Below are 23,591 nucleotides of genomic sequence, written 5' to 3' on the forward strand. Positions count from 1 at the left end.
ATAGCAATATGGATTTTTTAAGTACTGTTATGCAGGGAAAAAAGGTTGGTGCAACCATTCGGAGAGTTGAGGATTTAAGTGAAGCCATGCTTCATCCCAACATTGGCGCTGTCTTTCTTTTAGGTGCAAACATTAATCTCCTGCCCTCCATTGTGAAAAAGGTTCATGGTGATAATAAAGTCTTGATGGTCCATCTTGACATGCTGGAAGGTGCCGGTAAGGACAAGGCGGGGATACATTTGTTGGCGAGAATGGGACTGCGCGGCATTGTCACGACGAAGCCAAACTTGGTTAAATATGCCCTTGACGAAGGTATGGTGGTGATTCAGCGCCTGTTTGTTTTAGATTCGGAGTCTGTTAAGACAGGGATAAAAATGGCTGCCGCTGTCAAACCAAATGCCGTGGAAATCTTACCGGCTACGATCCCGAGTTTTGTTATCCAGGAAATGAAGGATTCCTTGGGTATACCCGTTCTTGGCGGGGGATTATTAAGAACTGAAGAAGACGTCAGGACTGCTTTAGCCAAGGGAATTGATGCTGTTTCCACAAGCCTGCGCCATTTATGGGATATAAACTTCGAGTGACATATGTACAAATCCAAACTCTATCGTCAAGTGTCAATTCTGCAGTGATTGTTCCGAATAACGACAAAGTTTACTCGATGGGAACCATTTGTCGATGATGACTAATTGTTTTCCTTGTTCTGCAGTTTGTAGGCCAAAGGTTTGGTTAAATAAAGAATAAAAGATATTGTTAATAACGAGAAACATAGTAGGGTCAGGCAGGAATCTCATGTTTTAATGAAGAATTCAAACATGTTCTAATGTAAAATTTGAATTTGACACTCCTTTAGAAAAAATACTATTAATAAGTTTTATGAACCTGGAGTTTGGGAGAGTAGGAAGTTCCTTTTCTCGGTATACTAGGATATATTATTTAAGTTATCTAAAACACTAAGAAACACCAAACCCTTGAGCCTTAGAAAGGGGATTTTTGTATGAACAAAAAAAGTGTTAAAGACGTCACTGTTAAAGGAAAGCGGGTATTAGTCCGGGCGGATTTTAATGTGCCGTTAGACGAGCAAGGGCAGATAACCGATGATACGCGCATACGTGCTTCCCTCCCCACCATTGAATATCTCGTTAAAGAGGGTGCCCGGATCATTCTTGCTTCTCATTTGGGACGTCCAAAGGGCCAGGTCAATGCGAAATATTCTTTGGCACCTGTTGCTAAACGTCTGAGTGAACGATTGGGGCAAAATGTTGCCCTGGTTCAAGATTGTATTGGGGAAGCGGCTCAAAAGGCCGCGGAAAAATTACAAGATGGTCAGGTTCTTTTGTTGGAAAACGTTCGTTTCCACAAAGAAGAAGAAAAGAATGATCCGGAGTTTGCTCGTGAGATGGCTTCCCTGGCAGATATCTTTGTCAATGATGCCTTTGGAACAGCACATCGTGCCCATGCTTCGACGGAGGGAGTAACGCACTATATTCCGGCGGTGGCAGGGCTGCTGATGCAAAAAGAAGTGGAGTTCATGGGGAATGCTTTGGAACGTCCTGAGCGCCCCTTTGTGGCAATTATCGGCGGAGCAAAAGTAAGTGATAAGATCGGAGTTATTGAAAACCTCTTGGATAAGGTTAATGCCTTGATTATTGGCGGGGGAATGGCTAATACTTTTCTTAAAGCTCAAGGCTATAAGGTTGGTAAATCCTTGCTGGAAGAGGATAAGCTCGGCTTGGCGAAACAGCTGATCGAGAAGGCAAAGAGCAAAGGCGTCGCTTTAGAATTGCCCATTGATGTTGTGGCCGCCAAGGAATTTGCCGCTGAGGCCTCCCATCGTATTGCTGCTTTATCAGATATTCAGGATGACGAAATGGCCTTGGATATCGGTCCGGCAAGCGCTGAACGGTTTAGCACTATCATTTCTTCAGCCCAAACTGTTGTTTGGAACGGTCCTATGGGAGTTTTTGAGATGGATGCTTTTGCTAAAGGAACTGAACGGGTGGCCAAGGCCGTTGCGGATTGTAAAGGTACCACGATTGTTGGAGGCGGAGACTCTGTAGCGGCTGTCGAAAAGACCGGTGTGGCAGAGCGGATGACACATATTTCTACCGGTGGGGGAGCATCTCTCGAATTTTTGGAAGGGAAAGTTCTGCCGGGTGTTGCGGCCTTACAGGATGCTTAAAAGACGGAAATGTAGCCAGAACTTTCGTCTTTAGAAAATCAAACTATAGTATAAATTTTGATTAAGAGGTAAAGTTTCAATTGATTGCGGGAGGAATTGTACTGTGGCAAAGCGAAGACCTGTCATCGCGGGCAACTGGAAAATGTTCAAAACCGTAAAGGAAGCTGAAGATTATGCAGTAACGTTCTTGGAGGAAATTAAAGACGTCACTGCCCTTGATATTATTCTATGCGCTCCCTTTACTGCCCTCTATACGCTTAAAAATGAGCTGGAAGAAAGTATTGTCCATTTAGGGGCACAAAATATGTCCTGGGCTGATCAAGGTGCCTATACAGGTGAAATATCCGCCCAGATGCTGTTAGAAGCTGCTTGTACTTACGTAATCTTAGGACACTCAGAGCGCAGAGAAATGTTTGGTGAAACCGACGAAACTATTGCCAAGAAGGTCAGCAAGGCTTTGGCTGCAGGGCTGACTCCTATTCTTTGTGTAGGAGAAAATCTCGGCGTTCGTGAAGAGGGAAAAGCCGTCGAGCGAGTGCAGGGTCAAGTGTCCAAGGCCTTGGAAGGTATTTCTCCGGAAGATCTTAACCGAGTTGTTATTGCTTATGAACCGATATGGGCTATCGGTACGGGAAAAACCGCTTCGAGTCAAGATGCCCAAGAAATGTGTGCCGCCATCCGTTCCACACTTGCCAGGTTCATGGGAACGGATTCCGAAAAGGTGCCGATTCTTTATGGAGGGAGTGTTAAGGCGGACAATATTGCTGAATTATTGTCGGAACCCGATGTCGACGGGGCTCTCGTCGGAGGGGCTAGCCTTGATCCTCAGGGATTTGCCAAATTAATACATAACGCTGCTTCAGTTTAGGCACGCGGGAAGGAAACTGGAAATGAGTACTGACAAACCACTATTGCTGATGATTCTTGATGGCTGGGGATATCGTGTGGCCCGGGAAGGGAATGCTATTGCTCAAGCGAACCTGCCTAATTTCCGGCGCTTGGAAAGAGATTATCCTCATACTCTGCTTCAAGCATCAGGGGAAGCGGTGGGCTTACCTGAAGGGCAAATGGGGAACTCAGAAGTCGGACATTTGAATTTGGGAGCGGGGAGAGTTGTTTATCAGGAATTAACCCGTATATTTAAGGCCGTCAAGGACAAAACGCTTTTTGAGAATCCTGTTCTTTTAGAGGCTATGAAATCTGCCCGCCTTCATGATCATGCCTTCCATATGATAGGATTGCTGTCCAACGGCGGAGTGCACTCTCATATTGAACACTTATTTGCACTTCTTGAGATGGCCAAGAAAGAAGATTTAAAGAAGGTGTTTATTCATGTCATTCTTGACGGTCGAGATGTCTTGCCCCAGAGCGCCAAAGAATACATTACCCAGCTTGAGGAAAAGATTAAAGAACTGGGCATTGGGCAAATTGCTTCAGTAAGTGGGCGTTACTACCTGATGGATCGGGATAAACGCTGGGAACGTTTGGAGAAGGGCTATCAAGCCTTGGTTTATGGTCAAGGGAAATTTGCCCCCAGTGCTCTTGCTGCAGTAGAAAATTCCTATGATATGCGTGTAACAGATGAGTTTGTACTCCCCACAGTAATCCTTGGGGATGATAGAAAGCCTGTAGCCTTAATTCAAGAAGGAGACAGTGTGCTCTTTTATAATTTTCGTTCTGATCGAGCGCGGGAGATCACCAGGGCCTTTGTGGATGAGGAATTCGCAGGCTTTGAGAGGCCGAATCATCCTCATGTAAATTATGTGTGCATGACACAATATGACGATACGATTCCAGCTCCCGTTGCTTTTCCTCAGCAAGATTTGAAGAACACTTTGGGTGAAGTTCTTTCCACACAGGGGCATAAACAATTGCGAATTGCTGAGACTGAAAAGTATGCCCATGTAACCTTCTTTTTTAACGGCGGAATTGAAGAACCTGATCCGGGAGAGGAGCGAATCTTAATACCGTCACCCAAAGTTGCAACCTATAATCTTCAGCCTGAAATGAGTGCCCCTGAAGTCACCAAAACACTTCTTGGTGAACTCAGAAAGAAGGCCTACGACGTAATCATTCTCAACTTTGCTAATCCGGATATGGTTGGACATACCGGTGTTTTCGAAGCAACGATAAAGGCAGTGGAAACCGTAGATCAATGTCTGGGACAGATCGAGGCGGAATTGCACAGCATGGGCGGAACTCTGCTCGTGACGGCAGATCACGGAAATGCCGAAGAGAAGATAGATCCTAAGACAAACCTTCCCTTAACGGCTCATTCTACAAATCTGGTACCGTTGATTTTGGTCAGCGAACAATTTAAAAGTGCAGCTCTTCGTGAAGGTGGAGCCCTATGCGATGTGGCACCAACTATTTTGGAAATACTTCAGATTCCCCAACCCAAGGAGATGACGGGGAAATCATTACTGAGGTCTTAATAAGAATAAGGGGGATTTTTCAATGAGTGTGATTACCGATGTTTATGCCCGGGAGATTCTTGATTCCCGCGGCAACCCGACCGTAGAAGTGGATGTTGTTTTAGCTGATGGTATTATGGGACGCGCTGCCGTTCCTTCAGGAGCTTCGACAGGAGCCTTTGAAGCAGTGGAACTTCGTGACGACGATAAAGCTCGTTATATGGGAAAAGGGGTTCTGCAAGCCGTTGATAATGTAAATTCCGTGATTGCTCCGGAAGTCGAGGGACTATCACCCTTTGATCAACCGGGTCTTGACCAATTGCTCAAGGAACTTGACGGGACAGAAAACAAAGGCAAACTAGGTGCTAATGCGATCCTTGGGGTATCATTAGCTGCGGCCAAAGCCGGAGCCGAATCCTTAGGTTTACCCCTCTATCAATATTTGGGCGGAGTCAATGCCAAAGAACTTCCTGTTCCGATGATGAATATCCTAAACGGCGGGAAGCATGCGGATAATAATGTGGATATTCAGGAATTTATGATTATGCCCGTGGGAGCATCGAGCTTTGCCGAAGCTCTGCGCATGGGTACAGAAGTCTATCACAGTTTAAAATCAGTCCTCAAAGAAAAGTCCCTGGCCACATCAATTGGCGATGAAGGCGGATTTGCACCAAGCTTGGAATCCAATGAGGATGCCTTGCTTTGCATCATGGACGCCATTCAAAGGGCTGGGTTTGTTCCTGGCGAACAAATAGCTTTGGCATTAGATGTAGCGGCTACTGAACTTTATGACAACGGGGCTTATCATTTAGCTGGGGAAGGGCTGACCAAGAGCTCTGAAGAGATGATTGACTACTATGAAGGTTTAATCACCCGTTACCCCATTGTTTCCATCGAAGACGGCCTTGCCGAGGAAGACTGGGAAGGCTGGGCTAAATTAACCCAGCGTTTGGGGAATCGGGTTCAGCTCGTTGGCGATGATTTATTTGTCACAAATCCTGCTCGCTTAGAACGCGGAATTGAAGCAAAATGTGCCAACTCTATTTTAATTAAAGTTAATCAAATCGGAACTCTCACCGAAACCTTGGATGCCATCGAAATGGCTAAAAGAGCAGGGTATACTGCAGTTGTTTCCCACCGTTCCGGTGAGACTGAAGATGTTACCTTAGCGCATATTGCAGTTGCAGTTAATGCCGGAATGATCAAAACTGGGGCTCCGGCACGAACAGAACGGGTAGCAAAATATAATGAATTGCTCCGCATTGAAGAAGAACTTGGGGAAAGTGCCATTTATCGTGGCCGCAAAGCCCTTGCAAGAAGCAAGTAATTACTCCGGCCGACATCCTTTAATGTTTGTTGAGTTTTAAGGCTGCTTGTGCTAAAATAGTCCTACTGACTATTTACGGTAGCGATACAACTGAGTGTTGTATTGGGGGGGTGTTTACTTGAAAATTGCTTTGATTGTGGTTTTGGTTCTTAGTTCTATAGGACTGATTGCAACTGTCCTTCTCCAATCGGGAAGAAGTGCGGGGTTATCCGGAGCAATCTCTGGTGCCGGCGATTCCATCTTTGGGAAAAAGAAGGGCATGGATGAATTACTTGCCAAAGGTACAGCTATTTTGGCGGCTGTCTTCCTCTTAAGCTCTCTGGGATTAGCAATGATTCAGTAACAAATTATGATACAAGAGGGACACTTCGTATGAGGTGCCCCTTTCGTGCTATGTTTTGGGTGTCTAAATCCTAGATTCGACAGGAGGGATTTGGGTGAAACCGCAAAAACGGTTGGTGGACCCATTTTATTTTCCAGGAAATCCTGTAGGCTGTTTGCTTATTCATGGTTTTTCAGGATCACCTTCTGAAATGCGTTATTTAGGCGAACAATTGGCTAGTCTCGGCTGGACGGTTCTGGGAATCCGACTTTCGGGGCACGGGACTACACCGGAACAAATGGCAAAGACCCGGTGGGAGGACTGGGTTAAGGACGCTGAAGCAGGTGTGGCTGAGTTAAGAAAGTCATGTTCTAATGTGATTGGAATGGGACTTTCAATGGGAGGGTTATTAGCTCTGCATTTGGCAACACTAGATTTAATTGATGGCTTGGTATCTATGAATTCTCCCATGCTGCTGGCCGACCGGAGAACACAGTATGTTCGGCTGATCCGCCCCTTCCGGAAATTTGTCACAAAACCAAAATCGCAAATTGTTGCCCATGTTCCTTCAGATTATCGGTTAACTCAATCGAAACCGGAACGTTTTGTCTACGATAAGATTCCGATTGACTCTCTGATATCCTTGAATAAAGCCATTCACAAAGTTCGCCGCGAACTTAAACATATAAAATGCCCTGCCTTATTGATGCAAAGCCGCAAAGATTTTACCGTTGACCCAGCCAGTGTGCAAATTATTCGTAAGAACATACAGGCTTGTGAAACCGAAGTGCTTTATTGGGAACATTCCGGACATATATTGACGCTGGGGACTGAACGAGAAGAGGTTGCCCTCAAGGTTCACGAGTTTCTACAAAGATATAATGAGGTTCTATAATAGCTTTAGTTAATTGTTTTTTCAATAATAGTATAATTAACTGGAAATAGTTTTCATTGAAGACAGGAGATGTCTTTTGCATGGATAAAATAGGAAAATGGTACGATTTATTGAATAATGATTTGTTGTATAATACAGATGAGAGGAGGAACTCATATGCCTTCTGAAGGGATTAAAGTTGTCTCTGATAATCGTAAAGCTTTCCACGATTATTTCATAGAAGACCGAATCGAAGCTGGAATAATCCTTACTGGAACTGAGATAAAATCAATCCGGAATGGGCGTGTAAACTTAAAAGACAGTTATGCCCATTTAGATAATGGCGAGATTTGGGTTTATCAAATGCATATCAGCCCTTATGAACAAGGAAACCGCTTTAACCATGATCCTTTAAGGCCACGAAAGCTGCTATTGCACCGATCTGAAATTAATAAATTGGTTGGAAGGATTCAGCAGCAAGGCTTAACCCTAATCCCAACTAAAATGTATTTAAAAAGAGGCTTGGCAAAAGTTGAATTAGGAGTTGCCCAAGGAAAGAAAAATTATGATAAACGTCAAGCCCTGGCTGAAAAGGAAAGTAAACGTGATATTGAACGAGCATTAAAGGATCGGAATAGAAGTTAATAGAGGACACACAACGATAATAATTAAAATAACTATAAATACCTTCCATGATAATCCTCATATTCCAAAGAAAATCGGTTTGTTTTATGCGTAAATATGATATACTAATCATGTAATTAATTCGGGGGCGTTTTAGACTCGCTCGGGGAAGCGGTGGCAAAAGTTGCGCGTCGAGATTCCACCTGGTCTCGTTAAACGGTGGACAAAAATAGTTAACGAAGATAATTTCGCTCTAGCTGCCTAAGTGCCGCTAGCATCCTGCCTTCTGACCTACGGTGAAGGGTCCAGGGTGTCAAATTAGTAGGACGCTCTAATGTCAATGCTCGGAGATATTAGCTAAGATTATCGAGCTAGCCTGAAATGAATCCTTGCCTTTAGGAGGCACGAAAGGCGAAACTTAAAATAAAGGACACACGCGTAGACGCTTTTGTGGTCGTTCTTCGATACAGGGGTGCAAGTCCCCTCGCCTCCGCCATTAAAAACCCTAACATTAAATGTAACCTGTGGCAATACCCATAAAATTTCGTTTTGGAAAAGATATGCTTCCTTTTTGAGTATGAAAAGATATGCTTCCTTGATAAATTACATATTCTTAAGAAATCCTCACAGAAAACTCGCATGTGGGGATTTTTCATTCTTCATCTTAATAGTGTGTCTACCCCGAAAAAAAGTACTTGAACCAAAAACAAAAAAGATTCAAGTAAACTCAAGTAATTCTTGAGATATTGTGGATTAGGCCTTTGAAGATTCAATTGGCGATATGCGCGAAGACCTATGCATTATAAGCATCGTTTAGACGGTGCTTCTTTCTTTTTTTTGCATCCGTTACGTTAAAGGATGCATTTTATGGCGAATTTACCTTTCGTTAAAGGTATAGGCATCGTTAAAATGTACCCATGTAAATATAAAATTATTTGAAAGTATTCAAATTATAAGGCATGCTGTTGGAGAGAGTTAGAACGCCGTGTATTAGAAAGTTTAAAGATTTTCAGCAACCGGCAATCCCGGTAAACGAGAGGTGTAAAGGAGAGTAAGAAGACTATGTAAGCCTTCAAACCGAGACAAATATGTTCGCAGTTCTGCACCATAAACTTATTTTCTTGGCCTCTGCCTATACTCGGTGGGGGTCTTTTTTGTGTGCGGTAATAATTGTGCGGAACACTGTCTATGGGGAAGCTTTCATGCACAATCTAGGACGGTAAAAAGGCGGATATAAAATCAAAGTTTTATCGCTATTGTTATGTTATTAATAAGTAAATGAATAAATGCTGCCAATAAATAGAGTGATTTTTATTCAATATTTTTTCTGTTAAATGGTAATTACTGAGTATAATATCGCGTTAATTAACATCTATCCTATGTTAAATTAGCATTTCTTTGTATATTGGTAAGCACTAAATATTTATTCTTTCTTGGCGGTATAGAAAAGAAGAAGGAATTTGGAAATGTTTGTCGTATTTAAAAATTATACAAAAATAAAGGTGAATATAAAAATTTTACTATATATTCATATCGAGGAATATTTTTACCTCTAAACATTTGATTTTAGGTATAATTATAAATGGAATTCAATGAAAGAAGGTGCGATTTGTGCCTCACCATTCCCCTTTAAGATATCCTGGAGGAAAAAACAGGCTATCCGGTTTCATTAAGTTGGCAATAGAAAATTTAAATATCGAAAACTGCACATATATTGAGCCATTTGCTGGTGGTGCAGGTGTTGCCCTTTCTTTATTGTTAGATGGAACTGTTGAGAAGATTGTTATCAACGATTATGATAAAGCTATTTATTCATTTTGGCGTGCAGTCAAACAGGAAACTAATAGACTAATTGAAAGAATAGAGAATACACCAATCACAATAGAAGAGTGGCATAAACAGAAAGCAATATATTCATCTTCAACTTCATACTCATTGGATTTAGCTTTTGCCACTTTGTTTTTAAATAGAACGAATCGTTCAGGTATTTTAACTGGCGGACCAATCGGAGGATACTCACAAGATGGTGACTGGAAACTTGATGTGCGCTTTGATCGTAAATCGCTGGTTACAAAAATTAAAGATATATCAAGCCATAGACAAAACATTTATATTTATAACAAAGACATTATCAGCTTACTTCAAAATTATGTTCCGCGATTTGGTGAAAATATATTTATCTATTTTGACCCACCGTATTATAATAAGGGTCAAAAATTATATAAGAACTTTTTTGCTCCCTCAGATCATCAACGGATTCGAAATGTGATTACTCAAAAAATCACAGCGCCCTGGATTATTACTTATGATGACGTCAAGGCTATTTGTGACTTATACTCAGCATATGATATAAGAAAATTTGATCTCACATATAGTGCCGCAAATAAAGGAATAGCTTCTGAATTGATGATTTTTTCAAATACTCTGTTTTGTCCAACAGAAAAACAGATGATCGAGAAAGGGATACAATTAAATTTCAGAATGTGGTGTGCCAATTGATTATAAGGAGTATAGAGATTGAAAAATTTAGAGCATTTGAATGTGCCTCCTTTGCACTCGGCAAGCGTCTAACTGCGATTTCAGGACGTAACGCGACGCAAAAAACAACCGTTTTAGGTATGCTTGGTCAGCCGTTCACTATCTCGAAAGACCATTCTATGTATGGGTGTAAAACGATTGATGGGTACAATTTTCGCTCACAGTTTAAGGAGAAGTTTAAGATTTCTCCTGAGCATGATATTATTGGCGAACATAAATGGAAATTAGTGTTACATAATGGTGTGTATTCTCAAAATTATTATCGTGTGGAAAGCATTGCGCGTAGACAAAGAGACCAAGAGCCAACATTACGTTTTTGGAACGCTGAAAGCAGAGCAAGTGGCGCAGGATACATACAACTTCCTGTTTATTTTTTGAGTCTAAGCAGACTATTTCCTATTGGTGAGTCTGGGAAAACGCAAACTTTTTCCCCAACTCTTACGCCTGACGAATTGGACTATTGTATAACAAATTACCGTACAATTCTATCGATCCAAAGTATCCCGGGCCAACCATTTGTTGGGCTTGAACTTGAAAAGGGATCTTCATCCAAAACTTTTTCTGGTGTCAGTGATGGTGTTCATGACATCTTTACTAACTCAGCCGGCGAGGGTAATATTACAAGAATATTATTGGCAGTATTATCTTTCAAACGTCTGCAAGAGCAATATGGGAGAAATTATAAAGGTGGCATTCTCCTTATTGATGAACTTGATGCGACATTATACGGTTTTTCACAACGAAAGTTAGTTGACTACCTATGGAAATCGGCTGAAGACTATAAAATCCAGATTGTATTTACAACCCATTCTCCATTTATCTTAAAGCAGGTAAATAAATATCAGCGTAAAGAGCGAAAAGAAAAAGGCATAACCCTCCCCCTCTTTGCATACGATAGCTCCATAGTATACCTAGAACCGCAGTATGATGGAGAGGGAACGCGTACGATTATGCCTAAGAATATTTCAACAACCAGCGAGTTGAATTCCATATTAAATGATATAAACCTTGTTGGGCCTAATACTGGAAGCAAAATTAATGTTTATTGCGAGGATATGCTAGCCGTATCATTTACGCAGTATGTATTGTCTGATGCGTTAGGAATAAATTTAGATCTCTACATGAACTTTGTTGATATAAATCTTGGATGGACAAATTATGTTCAGCTATATGAAAAGAATGTCCCAGAATTCAAGAATAACATTATAATCTTAGATGGTGATGTACCACAAAAAAGTGAGTATCGCTCCAAAGCGCAAGTTGTATTTGCTGCAGATAATTTTCTTTTTCTCCCTTTGGTAATTGAAAAGGGACTGTTTGAAACCTTAAAAAATCATGATGCATTCAATAGATTCCACGATAGCTATTCAAAGGTACCTGCGTTTACTTATGACTTGTGTTTCAATGAATGGCCGCTAGAAACTGAGAGGTATAGTACCGACGATTACAAACATTGGTTTGTAAAAGCAGAGGAAATCCTAGGTGATCAAGATGCACTATTCTCATTTTGGTGCAATGAACATCATGAAGCAGTGGAAACCTTTGTTGAACATTTTGTAAGAGCATTTAATTTATTGGCTGAACGTAAAGAAGTCGATGCACTGCCCCCAATTGATCCTCCCGAAAATAATGAAAATGATAACGAAGATAATAACGAGACCGAATGAATTTATGAATGGAGAGCGTTCTTAACGCTCTCCAAATTATTTGTACGCCCGTTTGGACATTAACTCTCGTGAGGTAAAAGTCCCAAAATGGGGTAAGATACAGTAACTGTAGCCTAACGAAAGGGTGTCTGTCATGAGGAGAATCTGAAGGTGGTGGGCGGCAAACCTTCGTCACCACGCCGCATGCGTTTTGCTAAGTTTAGACATAACGCCTTGATAAAGCCTAACCAGCAGTCAAGTGCTGAGTCCGTGTTTGGTGTTACCGGTTGGTGGCTCCTCTATGGGGAGTTTTGGGGTGAAAATTAGCGGAGCGTATTAGACGCTCTTTTTGCGCTCTTATTGCAGGAAATAAAGGATATTTGTGGAACTAATTCAATATTTGATTGTATCGTGTAGCATAACGTCGGAAAGTCGGGTCTGTATGAATAAGTAATATAATGATAATTTAGAAAATCAGCGGCCGATAGCAACTGTGTCGGACTATCTCTGTGTTAGTCGTAAGACAGTCCCGCAATGGATTTAGAAAAATAGGTATGCTCGGGCGACAGCGGAAGTTCAAAATTTCCGAGGTAATGAGTGGATTTGTTCCGTTGGAGAGTGATAAACCAAGCAATCAATAACATGCTGCATATTCTCCAAAATTTCTTGCGAAAGGAGCAATTGTAAGAATGCATAAGGCGTATGATACAATTCTTCAGTCTGAGGTGTCTGCGGTTTTAGCCGCCAAAAATTGCGGGTTTGAACCGTATCGTTATGAGTGCGCCTGTTGTGGAGAAGAAGTATATATCGCCGCAGCTTTTAGCACCAGCGTAGAGGCTCATTTTAGACACCGTAATGGAAACAACGATGTAGAATGTGAAAATTATCTTGGACAATATGGAGCGATAAGTACAGATTCTCGTTCAAGAAGAAGTAAACGCGAAAGAGTGGAATTTTACTATAGTAACATAAGCAAGACTTTTAGTATAGGGTTGCGGTTTAGCGCAGAAGAAATTAAAAGCTATGAGCAGGAGAATGTTGATTTCGAGATTAGAACTAAGGATTCAGCTATACCGTTCTATTCCGTATCGATTAATAGCAGTCACTTTTCGCCGGATGTTACCACACTTGTTCCCTTGAACGATTTCTCATTTAGTTACTGTTTATCCAATACTCTTGGCGGCATTAAACGGAAATATGATTTTATAAAGCCTGGAAACAGCACCCCTACCTTTTTCAAGTTACAAGGAAACGATAGCGATTTCAAAGCCAAATTAGTACGTAGTACTGTTTTGTTTACTAATATTCAATATTTCGTTATCTTTCAAAACCATTATTCAACACCACGAGATATTGAACTTCCAGACGAGATACTGGTAAACGAGACGGTACGCTTTGAGTCGATGGGCTATAAATTCTTAGGTAAGACTTTATCAATACGGAAAAAGACAGCCCGCTCAGATGAGATATTAAACTCTTGGGGATATCAATTAGAATCCTCTGAGTCTCTCACCCTTCTATGGCCTCCCGCGCCAATAGTTAATGAAGTTAGTATAATAACGTCAGATGAAGCATTTGTGTTTACAAGTTTTGAATTGCAAGCACACGGGAACATCAATGTCGAACCGACGGACATTTTCGAAGTTAATCATGGCATTTCCAGAATATTAGTTAAGCCAAAAACTAAAATATTTAAGAAAAACACGGAGATTGTCATTGACAAGGTTGAAAAACCGATTGGTAACTATAGCTTTCTTACTCAATCTAAAAGCATAGCAATTAAATTTGCTATACCTAATGACGGCGATTCATACTTTTTATTCAATCGTTTTGGGGTTACTCCTTTGAACGTTGGGCAAGTGGTTTTACTGACTCCCAAAAGTGAAATAAGACGATATAATTTAGGCTACCTTATTGGTTGCTTTTATCCTGACCTAAATAAGCAGTTAGTTGGTGAAGCATTGCTTGAAGATATTCTCAAGCACTGCAAGCGCACGGAAGCACTTGACTTAAATGTGTTCGCTTCGCTTGAAATGAGTAATGTTGCTTTACGTTATATTGATAAATGTACGGATTCAAATTCAATTAATGTGGTAGCCAAACAACGCATCATGGAGGGTTTGATATGAGTTACCTTCCTCAATTAATTGAAGACGAAATAAACTATATCTGTTCGATTATTCCCTATCAGGATAAAATAAGGTATTTCAATAAGAACGCAAAAGAGTTCAATAAAATTCGTCCAGGCTTTAGAGCCAAATCAATTTCTGAAGCTGAGGCAACTCGGTTGCTCATCAGTAATATTAGCAAACACTTTATTTCTGATTTCATTGAGAAAAAGATTGATATATGGCTTACTCAGATAAAGGATCACTATAATGAAAGAATGCATGATGGAGAAAGTCACATCATTGCACTATTACACACATTACCGTACAGCGTCTTCGATGACAATATTAAGCTGTATTTCAAACTTGTTGGCGAAGAGCTTTTGGCAGAACACGTTGAAATTTTAGGCGAAGCTGTTTGGTCTATCAAGGAAGCTGACGGCGAACAAGCTAAACTTCATGAAGAAATAAAAGTCAAGGATTCTACAATAGTAAAACTTCAGTCAGAGCTAAATGCACAAAAATACGCGTTGAACAAAAGTATGGATAAATTAAAAAATAATGCATGGGATATTGACGCTCTCAAAAGAAAAGTTGCTGAACTTGAAAAAATCCAAATTGCAGCTCAGATAGATAAACAAAAAATTGAATCCCTCGTAATCGAAATTCAGGCATATGAGGAAAAAACAAAACGGCTTAGAAAAGAATTGTCTGAGACAAAAAACAATAGTCGGAAACTCGAAAAGCAGATTAGGGCGGAGTTGGAAAAACAGCAAGCGATAAAAGTAACCGTAGAACAATCTGGAAAAAATGCAAAATGTCCTAATGATATGGATGAGTTTAAGGACTATCTGGGATATAACTTTGAAAATATTGGTATGTCTACTGGTGCTGAATATTATCATCTGTTGACAACACATTTGGGCAAAATTCTGTTTCAAGGGATTCCAATTATCGTCAATCGCGAAACAGGATTAAACATTATGAAGTGCGTGGCAAACACGATAATCGGGCAATCAAATGTTAATACGTTTGTTTTTAACAATAGCGTTTCGACTCATGAAGTCGAACGTTTCCTATCATCTAGCGGACGTATTATTTGCTTGGATAATTTCATCGGGAATTTCAACGAAACAGAATTGTTGCCTTCTCTTGAAAAGCATAGAGATAAAATCATTTTCATAACCGTTGCATATGATAGGACAATTCACTACATATCACAAGAGTTTTTGAGGTACTGCCATTATCTTAACGTCAATCGGATCAAGGCGTTATCTATCAATGCAACTTTAACCGAAGATCCTTCAAAAATAGCGGAAATTGACTATGAACCTCGATGGAATAAGGTGGAAAACAGATACTCAACTATTCTAAGAGAAATATTGCAAGAATTAGGCTTTCCTCAAAGTTTGATTGAGCTAAAATGCGTCGCTATATTTGATGAGCAAGATTTAATTCAAATGCTCGCATTTGATATCTTGCCATATTGTACAGATGTATTACAGATTAACCCTTATAACACATCCGAGCGATTAATTAAATATGCTGGGAATGCCGGAAGATGCCTGTATAAAAAACTGTTCGTGGGGTGGTTTGCACTATGAACCATTTTTTATCCGCTATGTCAATGGATATGGGCATTGGTCGTTACCAAGGCGAATCTGATGACTCTTTTATTTTTCGGCTTTGTTATTCAGCGTTAGGGCAATGGTGCTTACGGACAGCCCAAAGCTCATTGGACGGAATCGTCGGAACAACCAAGCACAATCAAACAATTGTATTGAATGAATTGCTGCAGCGCTATAATGAGCTGTTCCCGGGCATTGCCGCTATGTTCATAGATAAAAGCAATCAGATTAGTCTTCCGGTTCATATGCGGCGGGTGTATGAACAAACAGGTTATCTTTTAACTGATAAGGAAAATCGGAGTCAATTAGTTAATTTTGGTAGAAGCATTCAAGTAGGAAATTCTTCTCTGTTCTTTGGTGTTCCTAATACAGCTTACACTGTAAATGGACTTGGCGTATTTTCAATCCCAACATCGTACAAGTCCTCAGTACGTGAGTTCCTGATAAGAGACGAGTTAACCTGTGAGGAGTATTTTCAGTCACGATACGACGTTTTAGATTTTTATGAAAAAGATATAAATGTTGACGAAATGGAATTTTTCAACCCGCTATCGGATAATGTTCCCTCTTTGTCTTGGTCTAAGAAAATTGAGACGGATTGCTCGGTAGCTAGAAAAAGCGAACTGGGTCCGTTTTATAGAGTGATGCGAGAATCTGACACCTCACTTTTATTCGCAGATGAACCCGTTGAACCACAAAACGATAGCTTAATCTCGTATGAATTTAGGCGGCTGTATTTTGCGCTAAAAGCCCACTACCACAATCCTTTAAAGGCCAAAGTTATAAAGCAAGATGCGGAGTATTCCAAAATCAAAATTGGCGGGTACTTACCAAACCGAGAATACTATTACCTATTGCTCTTGTCTTGGCCAGTAAATAACGCTTTTGACAAAGTCAGCTTTCTACTAAAAAATGACTTCGTTCCGGTAGTTAACGACGTACTAAACAGTATCGGAATCGAAGTAAAAGGAGAGTAGGCTAATGCATAATTCAAATAGTGTTCAACAATACTATCAGGCAATCCGTGACAGATTGAAGAACTATATAAAATCCGATTATTTAGCTAATAGTGAAACTCTTCTTCTTTATGTCGATGATATTCTGGGAGAGCTTTGCTCTGAGCATACAAATATCGCTCGAGAGCCATACATCGAAACTTCTGCATCCTATAAAAAAGTCCCCGATGGAATCAAAAACTTGCAGCGCATTGAGCAGGGCGTGAAAGAATCGTTACTGAAGCTTGTTAAGGAAAACCTCGGCATATTCTCCAACCCGTTTGAACACCAAGTTAAAGCACTGGAGTGTTTTTCCTCCGGGAAAGATTTGTTTGTTTCCACGGGCACAGGTTCTGGTAAAACGGAGTGCTTTCTTTGGCCAATTATAGCCAAGTGCTTTGATGAAGCCCAAAAACACCCTGCTTTTTTCAATAAGGAGGCCGTGAGAACTCTAATCATTTATCCTATGAACGCCCTTGTGTCAGACCAACTAGCAAGATTTAGAAAAATTATTGGGAGCGATAAATTTCGAGAGATTTTCACGACAGACACCCACGCTACCCGCATTCCTCATTTCGGAATGTACACCGGCAGAACGCCTTATTCTGGTGATGCAAAGCCAGCAAGCAGCCGTGAATTGGCGGCGACATTCCGCGAAAATTATTTGATTGACGAAAATGCCGATGATGAAATTCGGAAGCGGCAAACTAATAATGTAAATGGGCTTAAGAGCATCAACAAATACCCTGCGCGATTCGGCGAAAACGGACTTCAAAATTTTATTGAGAACTTAGAAAAGAATATCCATAAGCCTACACCGTATGACGCTGAACTTATCACGCGATTTGAAATGCAGGTATGTCCTCCAGATATTTTGATTACAAACTACTCCATGTTGGAGTATATGCTTATGCGCCAACGTGAAGCAAACATATGGGACAAAACAAAGCAATGGCTTGATGAATCCGCCGATAATAAACTCCTTATCGTCTTGGATGAAGCTCATATGTATCGTGGCTCCGCCGGCGGAGAAATTGCGCTATTGTTAGAACGCCTGTTCTATCGGTTGGGAATAACGATTGATAAGGTTCAGTTTATCCTCACAACTGCAAGTATGCCTCAAAACGAGCAGGAAGCGATTAACGCTTTTTACGCTGGTCTTACGAGAAAAGATCCGTCTTCTTGTGAATTCTTGTTCGGACAAAAGGAAGCTGTACCGGATGAATTGGAGGTAAAAACTGATATTGATGCATTAGCATCGATTGGTTCTGATCAAGTACAAGGCGATGATATAGCTATCAGAATCAAGGATTTTGCCAAAACTGTTTTTCATTGCAACTTGCTCAATGATATTAACCCGAGTCAAGCACAAGAGTGGCTCTATGATAATCTTCCGAAATATCAAGCGTTTGTTTTGCTGAACAAATTTTGCCGTGATGGCGCAAAATCATATAGTGAGATTAAGAATAAGCTATTTGGAGAGAGTGCAAATGCTGAAAAAGCACTTGACGCTTTACTGGCATTGGTTTCTCTTGCCGCCAAGAACGGAAATATCCTTTTCCCAGTACGTCTTCATATGTTTTTGCGAGGCTTGCAAGGTCTTTATGCATGTTCAAATCCGAAATGCAGCTGTGCAAAATATTCAGAAGGCGAAAAGCTTCCCTTAGGTAAGGTTATCTCTATCCCAAAACATAAGTGCGATTGCGGCGGTCGAATCTACGAACTTGTCAATCATATAAAATGTGGGGCTTTATATTTAAAAGTTTATATTCGGAAAATCGATGGACAGCCGTATTGGTATGTCTTTCCTGAGCGTGGGCTGAACGGGGATACAAATTCTCTCGACGAGATGCTTCTTTATGTGGTCCCCAAAAACTATCAAAAAAGAAAGAATGACAATATTGGTGCGCTTGACCCCTTAACGGGCAAACTGTATACATCTCCACAAAACGATGAGAATCTGCTGACTGTCATATACAATGATAAATTCGATGTTAAGAACCACTCATATACTTTTAGTGTTTGCCCGAAATGCAAGAAGCCTATGCCTCTTAAAAAGCCAGTCGATTTGGCTACCAAGGGCAATATCCCATTCTATAATCTGACGAAGGCTCAATTCGAATTGCAGCCAGCTAAGTCAGGATTACTAATCAATCAAGGAAAAAAGGTCTTGCTGTTTTCCGATTCTCGGCAGAACGCAGCAAAACTTGCACGAGATTTGTCAAAGTCTTCTGACGCAGATGCTTTTCGGCAGGCGGTTATGCTTGCGTCACTTCTCTTACAAACCGACGGCAAAGAACACTCCTTATCGGATTTGTATCCGGCGTTTTTAGACGTTTGCTTACAAAACAAGCTTATTTTTTTCAGTGGAACAAGTAAAGAAAAATTAGAGAATGATAAACGCCTCTTCAAAGATAAAAAATACAGAACTGAAAGGCGCGGAAGAACTTTAGACTATGCTTTGTTAGCTCAGGAATTTCGATCGTTGCCAGATGACTATTACGAACAGTTGCTGACGTTCTTTACAGAAAGCCCTCGTTCATTCAAAGATATAGGTATTGGCTTTTTAGCCCCCATTACTTCAATTCTTGAAGACTGCGTATATGATTTAGAAGATGACGGCGTCACGATTGATCATGGTACTCTTTATCAATTGCTAGTCCTGTTATTCTGGGATGTTATGGATGACAGTGCCGCTCTTGGGGAAATAATTCCAGATGATGTCAGGAAGGGGCTGCCTGGAAGAAGCAAAAGTTCGTCTTTTGGTTTGAGCTTCGACTTTTTAACAGCGTTGGATAAGGGACTTATTCAGCGGACCCTGGAATTATTGAATATCAATAATATTATGATGGCAAAAATCGTAAATAAAGTACGGGATTTATTCTTTGCTTCCGCCTCAAACAACTCTTACTATATAAAATTATCTGCGGTAAAAGTCGAATTTGCTAATCAAGACTTCACTTGGTATCGCTGCGTTAAGTGCGGAAAATTATCTCCATTTAAAATTGGAGATTATTGCGGAGCTTGTTTTGACTCTGCCGATGTCGTGGAGATTAGTAAGGAGGATTTGTCTCGCTTTGACTTTTGGCGGATACCTGTTCTCAATGCCTTGAAAAAACTTGAAAGCATACATACGATTGACACGGAAGAGCACACGGCACAACTCTCCCATAAAGAAACTAGAAGCGATACTTGGAGCCGCACAGAAAAATATGAAATGCGCTTCCAAGATATTAACGCGGGGGAAAACGGCGAGGATGCCATTGATGTTTTGAGTTGTACGACAACTATGGAAGTAGGTATTGATATCGGTTCTTTGACCGCTGTCGGGCTTCGCAACATACCTCCTATGAGAGAGAACTATCAACAGCGCGCAGGGCGGGCTGGGCGTAAAAATGCCGGCATTTCTACCATTGTTACGTATGCTTCAGGGGGAACACACGATAGCCATTACTTTTCACATCCTGATGAAATGATTTCCGGCTCGCCGCGCAAACCGTGGATTGACAGAGACAACCCAAAAATCAGGCAACGCCATATCAATATGTTGGCGTTGAACGGGTTTATGTCTACCTCCGATATGAAAACCCAATTTGACGGCATCATTGATATTGGCATAATTTCATTCTGCGAAAAATTCGGCGAAAACTTCAAAGCATATGCAGAGTCTATGGACTTGTCGACAGATGTTACTGTTTCACAATTCCGCGATATAAGACAAAACGTCTTAGCTGAAGGCAAACGCAATGAGTTTATTAACAATGACAAAGAAACACCTGCTTTTGATGTCTTTTATCGCGAAGGGTTTATACCGTCATACTCATTCCCGAAGAATGTTGTAAGGTTTTATGTTGAGAAAGAATCTGAGCGCGGCAAAAACGCACCACGTGATATTCAATATGCCCCCGAGAGAGACATCGCCGTAGCGCTCAGTGAGTATGCTCCAGGCAGGTTCGTTACGATTGACAAAAAAATATATAAAAGCGGCGGTATATATACAAATCTACGTCCAAGAGGCTTCGAACAAAACCAAGCCGAATACTATTTTCAGAACAAAGACCATTATAACGACATTTACATCTGTACCGAATGCAATTGGTTTGGCATTGATCAAGAGGAATTTCCTAAAACACAATGCCCATATTGCGGCGCATCAATAGACCATAGAAAGATGTTGCGCCCATGGGGATTTTCTCCTGTTAGAGGGGATGAGGTTAAGTTCGAGGATGAAGACGAACAGTATACCTATACTGAGGCACCTTTCTATTCTTATGTTCCATCAGACACAAGAATGGTTAAACATGGTCAAAGTAATATTCGTTATGCAAATCTCTCAGACAGAAAAGTCTTGACTGTTAATATGGGAAAGAGCAAGAATGGTTTTAACGTTTGCCAAAAGTGCGGAGGTGCTGAGGTTGCAGGTGATAAGAACAATGGAAATTTCTTATTTTCACAACCCTACCATGATAATCATCCTTTATGTCGCCACGAAGGAACGGTAGCTACCAATATTTTTTTAGGATATGAATTTTTAACGGACATGTTCATGTTGGATATTTCATATGATTCTAAAAAACTTGTAAGTAACGGCAATGCAGAAGAAAAGAGCATACTACGAGCGGCGGTTACGACGCTGCACGAGGTATTTAAGAAAGCTGTTTCACTTGTTCTTGACATAGATTACAACGAAATAAGTGGGGGGTGGCGTCCAAGAATCAAGTGCGATGGTGACTCGCACATTGAAATGTTCTTCTATGACAATCTCACCAGCGGTGCAGGTTATTCATCGTTAATTGGTTCGATTCTTGATAAAGTGCTTGAGAGAGCCCGAAAAATCCTTTCAGAATGCGAGTGTTCACGCACCTGCAAAAACTGTCTTGATAATTTTTGGAATCAGAGAAATCACCAATTCTTTGACAGACATTTGGGGCTTCAGCTTCTTAACTATGCTGAGTTTGGACAGTTTCCAGATGATTACAGCATCGGCGAGCAACGAGCGTTTATTGTTCCGTTGCGAAAACTAATTGAAGAAGATAAGGATAGCCCTAACCCTGATACCACAATTTTTGAGGTTATACCGGCTATTCGAAAGAAGCCTGAGGACACGAGCAAGAAGATTTACTTGAACCCCTATGATTTGACTGATTGGTTGCCTAACTCCTTTTTGACATATCGAAATTTATTAAGCAAGAGGTAGAAAATGGCAAATTCACTTTTGCCGCATCGCTATTCGACCGGCAGTAAAGAAATCTATGACAAAATAAATCCTTTATTGAAACAAATGCACGGGAAAAGGTTCGGTATAGGGATTGGTTTGCTATGCGATAATGTTGTGAAAACAGCCGTATTAAACGATTTAGATGCTCATATTTATCACTTTGGTATCTATAGCCGGAGTCGATCCTGAGACCCATATTATGGTGGCCAATCATGCGTTAGGAACACCAAAAGAAGGTAAGATTATTAGAAGGCTTGGAGATTGGGTATAACGATGAAGTTATTTTTCGTAAAAATTAATTACGAGGCATTTATGTTATTAGGGTATGTCTATGAGTTACTAACTAAAGGAATATCTTTTAACGAGCGGTAAACTTTTAAACCATGATCTAATGCAAATTGAAGCTCAATATCAGCTCCTCTAGATTTATCAATATAAAAGAGTGCATCACATAATTCCAACCAATGTAGGTCCCATTGCATATAGTCTTCCCATAACAAAGGAATGCAGCAATCTTTTGCGCGTTGGTCAATCCAGTGGGTTAAGTGGGGAACGTAAGGGTAATGGCCCTTTTGAAAAATTTTAATACCTATATCAATAGCTCTATTTGTGTTGATAAGTATCTTATCTTGATTGTCAGACGAATAAGGTCCTGCTACATAGATTCTCATAGGTTTGTTTTTGCATTTCCGTTTCTTTATCACCTTGTTTATAAAATCTCTTATGCTATGCATTTTGTGAACTCTGTAACTAATTACGACAACAAATCCGCAAATTACTTGCAACCACTCTGGTAAGATATATGTGTATTTCGCAAGGAGGATAGAAATAATAAACCAGCAGAAAGTAACTAATTCCCCACGATATTTTTTACAAAATGGTATATCTGAATTACTCCTATATTCAAAAATCAGTAATATATCCCAAATGAAGTAAAGGCCAAAAATTATTGATATAATAGTTAAGGATACTTGGATTTGTGTGAATTTCATTAGTAATAGTGTATATATGGCGACTAAAAGTACATCTATTAAAAATCTAAACATGCCTAAGACATTGGGTTTATGTGGTTTGTGCTTTATCGAATTGTGATACCCAAACCAACTCAAGACTACGGTGAATAAGCATAATATGAATGATGACATAAGAATAATATCATGTGGGCTTGGCCAAATGTTGCTAAGAAGCCATTTTTGTGTAAATATTCCTGTACCCTTTTCAGCCTGAATATAGGATTCAGGGGCGAATCCTATAAAAATAGCTGCAGTGAACAAAAAGTCCACAAAGGTAATGGAATATTGGTCTTTATTTTCTTCCATATCCAACCTCCAAAATATAAGGCTTTTATACATTCTTATAAAAATTATAACATGTTTTTAGAGAAAAAATGCACTAGGCTAAAGTATTGATGATCTAATAGACCCTAATTAAGCGTGAAGCAGAATTTGAAGTATTTTTTGTAATTCCATACTCTTAGGTGAAAGGGGACTCCAAACCGCCAAATTCAAAGAGAGATTTCTTATATCATCAAAGCGAGATAGCTTGCTTCTTGATCCACAAGAACTGAGCGAAATCGGACGAAGCATTACCTGGGGATATCGAGGGATGCAAGTGTGGGCGGGACCCTGATTTGTATCAAAAACCTAATAGTTGGTATGAAATTGGCGCCAGTGATTTTTTCCTACGTAATGCACTGAGACAAAGGTGGAGATATC

16 protein-coding genes and 1 other RNA gene are annotated in these 23,591 nt (G+C 40.4%); 16 read left to right on the forward strand and 1 reads right to left on the reverse strand.

What is annotated here, in order from left to right:
* Positions 1 to 8 precede the first annotated feature (8 nt).
* From ACPUYX_RS09770 to ACPUYX_RS09845, 16 genes are all read left to right on the forward strand, one after another.
* A complete protein-coding gene (locus tag ACPUYX_RS09770) occupies positions 9 to 584 on the forward strand; it encodes a glycerol-3-phosphate responsive antiterminator (protein ID WP_426379471.1) in 576 nt (191 codons plus the stop codon).
* Between the two features lie 413 nt (positions 585 to 997).
* Positions 998 to 2,182, forward strand: a complete 1,185-nt coding sequence (locus ACPUYX_RS09775; RefSeq protein ID WP_426379472.1) for a phosphoglycerate kinase — start codon at positions 998 to 1,000, stop codon at positions 2,180 to 2,182.
* 103 nt (positions 2,183 to 2,285) lie between these two features.
* Positions 2,286 to 3,050 (forward strand): triose-phosphate isomerase, encoded by a 765-nt coding sequence (tpiA, locus tag ACPUYX_RS09780; RefSeq protein ID WP_426379473.1) that lies wholly within the window; start codon positions 2,286 to 2,288, stop codon positions 3,048 to 3,050.
* A gap of 22 nt (positions 3,051 to 3,072) precedes the next feature.
* Complete coding sequence (gene gpmI, locus ACPUYX_RS09785) at positions 3,073 to 4,617, forward strand: 2,3-bisphosphoglycerate-independent phosphoglycerate mutase (protein WP_426379474.1); 1,545 nt, start codon at positions 3,073 to 3,075, stop codon at positions 4,615 to 4,617.
* A gap of 22 nt (positions 4,618 to 4,639) precedes the next feature.
* Positions 4,640 to 5,923: a phosphopyruvate hydratase gene (gene eno, locus ACPUYX_RS09790; RefSeq protein WP_426379475.1), complete on the forward strand. Its 1,284-nt coding sequence runs from the start codon at positions 4,640 to 4,642 to the stop codon at positions 5,921 to 5,923.
* A gap of 118 nt (positions 5,924 to 6,041) precedes the next feature.
* On the forward strand, positions 6,042 to 6,266 hold the full coding sequence (gene secG / locus ACPUYX_RS09795; protein ID WP_426379476.1) for a preprotein translocase subunit SecG: 225 nt from the start codon (positions 6,042 to 6,044) through the stop codon (positions 6,264 to 6,266).
* 94 nt (positions 6,267 to 6,360) lie between these two features.
* Positions 6,361 to 7,140 carry an alpha/beta hydrolase gene (locus tag ACPUYX_RS09800; protein ID WP_426379477.1) on the forward strand — a complete coding sequence of 260 codons (780 nt, stop codon included), beginning with the start codon at positions 6,361 to 6,363 and terminating at the stop codon, positions 7,138 to 7,140.
* Positions 7,141 to 7,296: 156 nt separating this feature from the next.
* Positions 7,297 to 7,764, forward strand: coding sequence for an SsrA-binding protein SmpB (gene smpB, locus ACPUYX_RS09805; protein WP_426379478.1), 468 nt, complete (start codon positions 7,297 to 7,299; stop codon positions 7,762 to 7,764).
* 123 nt (positions 7,765 to 7,887) lie between these two features.
* Positions 7,888 to 8,239, forward strand: a transfer-messenger RNA (tmRNA) gene (gene ssrA / locus ACPUYX_RS09810).
* Between the two features lie 1,115 nt (positions 8,240 to 9,354).
* Positions 9,355 to 10,242, forward strand: coding sequence for a DNA adenine methylase (locus tag ACPUYX_RS09815; RefSeq protein ID WP_426379479.1), 888 nt, complete (start codon positions 9,355 to 9,357; stop codon positions 10,240 to 10,242).
* A complete protein-coding gene (locus ACPUYX_RS09820; RefSeq protein WP_426379480.1) occupies positions 10,239 to 11,948 on the forward strand; it encodes an AAA family ATPase in 1,710 nt (569 codons plus the stop codon). The genes ACPUYX_RS09815 and ACPUYX_RS09820 overlap by 4 nt, the downstream gene beginning before the upstream one ends.
* Before the next feature lie 668 nt (positions 11,949 to 12,616).
* On the forward strand, positions 12,617 to 14,056 hold the full coding sequence (locus ACPUYX_RS09825; RefSeq protein WP_426379481.1) for a hypothetical protein: 1,440 nt from the start codon (positions 12,617 to 12,619) through the stop codon (positions 14,054 to 14,056).
* Positions 14,053 to 15,639 carry a hypothetical protein gene (locus tag ACPUYX_RS09830; RefSeq protein ID WP_426379482.1) on the forward strand — a complete coding sequence of 529 codons (1,587 nt, stop codon included), beginning with the start codon at positions 14,053 to 14,055 and terminating at the stop codon, positions 15,637 to 15,639. The genes ACPUYX_RS09825 and ACPUYX_RS09830 overlap by 4 nt, the downstream gene beginning before the upstream one ends.
* Positions 15,636 to 16,640: a hypothetical protein gene (locus ACPUYX_RS09835; RefSeq protein ID WP_426379483.1), complete on the forward strand. Its 1,005-nt coding sequence runs from the start codon at positions 15,636 to 15,638 to the stop codon at positions 16,638 to 16,640. The genes ACPUYX_RS09830 and ACPUYX_RS09835 overlap by 4 nt, the downstream gene beginning before the upstream one ends.
* A gap of 4 nt (positions 16,641 to 16,644) precedes the next feature.
* A complete protein-coding gene (locus ACPUYX_RS09840; protein ID WP_426379484.1) occupies positions 16,645 to 21,855 on the forward strand; it encodes a DEAD/DEAH box helicase in 5,211 nt (1,736 codons plus the stop codon).
* A gap of 3 nt (positions 21,856 to 21,858) precedes the next feature.
* Entirely contained in the window at positions 21,859 to 22,065 is a 207-nt protein-coding gene (locus tag ACPUYX_RS09845; protein WP_426379485.1) for a hypothetical protein, read from the forward strand.
* 140 nt (positions 22,066 to 22,205) lie between these two features.
* Here the strand turns inward: ACPUYX_RS09845 and ACPUYX_RS09850 are convergent, their stop codons facing one another.
* Entirely contained in the window at positions 22,206 to 23,195 is a 990-nt protein-coding gene (locus tag ACPUYX_RS09850) for a hypothetical protein (RefSeq protein WP_426379486.1), read from the reverse strand.
* Positions 23,196 to 23,591 lie beyond the last annotated feature (396 nt).

Origin of the sequence: Desulfosporosinus sp. SYSU MS00001, assembly GCF_049943955.1 — a bacterium.
Classification (GTDB): Bacteria; Bacillota; Desulfitobacteriia; order Desulfitobacteriales; family Desulfitobacteriaceae; genus Desulfosporosinus.

What these genes read in the sequence shown, in the direction of transcription:
- ACPUYX_RS09825 (WP_426379481.1), top strand. Translation starts at nt 12,617, where the DNA reads ATGCATAAGGCGTATGATACAATTCTTCAGTCTGAGGTGTCTGCGGTT.
- ACPUYX_RS09835 (WP_426379483.1), top strand. Translation starts at nt 15,636, where the DNA reads ATGAACCATTTTTTATCCGCTATGTCAATGGATATGGGCATTGGTCGT.
- gpmI (WP_426379474.1), top strand. Translation starts at nt 3,073, where the DNA reads ATGAGTACTGACAAACCACTATTGCTGATGATTCTTGATGGCTGGGGA.
- ACPUYX_RS09770 (WP_426379471.1), top strand. Translation starts at nt 9, where the DNA reads ATGGATTTTTTAAGTACTGTTATGCAGGGAAAAAAGGTTGGTGCAACC.
- smpB (WP_426379478.1), top strand. Translation starts at nt 7,297, where the DNA reads ATGCCTTCTGAAGGGATTAAAGTTGTCTCTGATAATCGTAAAGCTTTC.
- ACPUYX_RS09850 (WP_426379486.1), bottom strand. Translation starts at nt 23,195, where the DNA reads ATGGAAGAAAATAAAGACCAATATTCCATTACCTTTGTGGACTTTTTG.
- ACPUYX_RS09830 (WP_426379482.1), top strand. Translation starts at nt 14,053, where the DNA reads ATGAGTTACCTTCCTCAATTAATTGAAGACGAAATAAACTATATCTGT.
- ACPUYX_RS09840 (WP_426379484.1), top strand. Translation starts at nt 16,645, where the DNA reads ATGCATAATTCAAATAGTGTTCAACAATACTATCAGGCAATCCGTGAC.
- eno (WP_426379475.1), top strand. Translation starts at nt 4,640, where the DNA reads ATGAGTGTGATTACCGATGTTTATGCCCGGGAGATTCTTGATTCCCGC.
- ACPUYX_RS09845 (WP_426379485.1), top strand. Translation starts at nt 21,859, where the DNA reads ATGGCAAATTCACTTTTGCCGCATCGCTATTCGACCGGCAGTAAAGAA.
- ACPUYX_RS09775 (WP_426379472.1), top strand. Translation starts at nt 998, where the DNA reads ATGAACAAAAAAAGTGTTAAAGACGTCACTGTTAAAGGAAAGCGGGTA.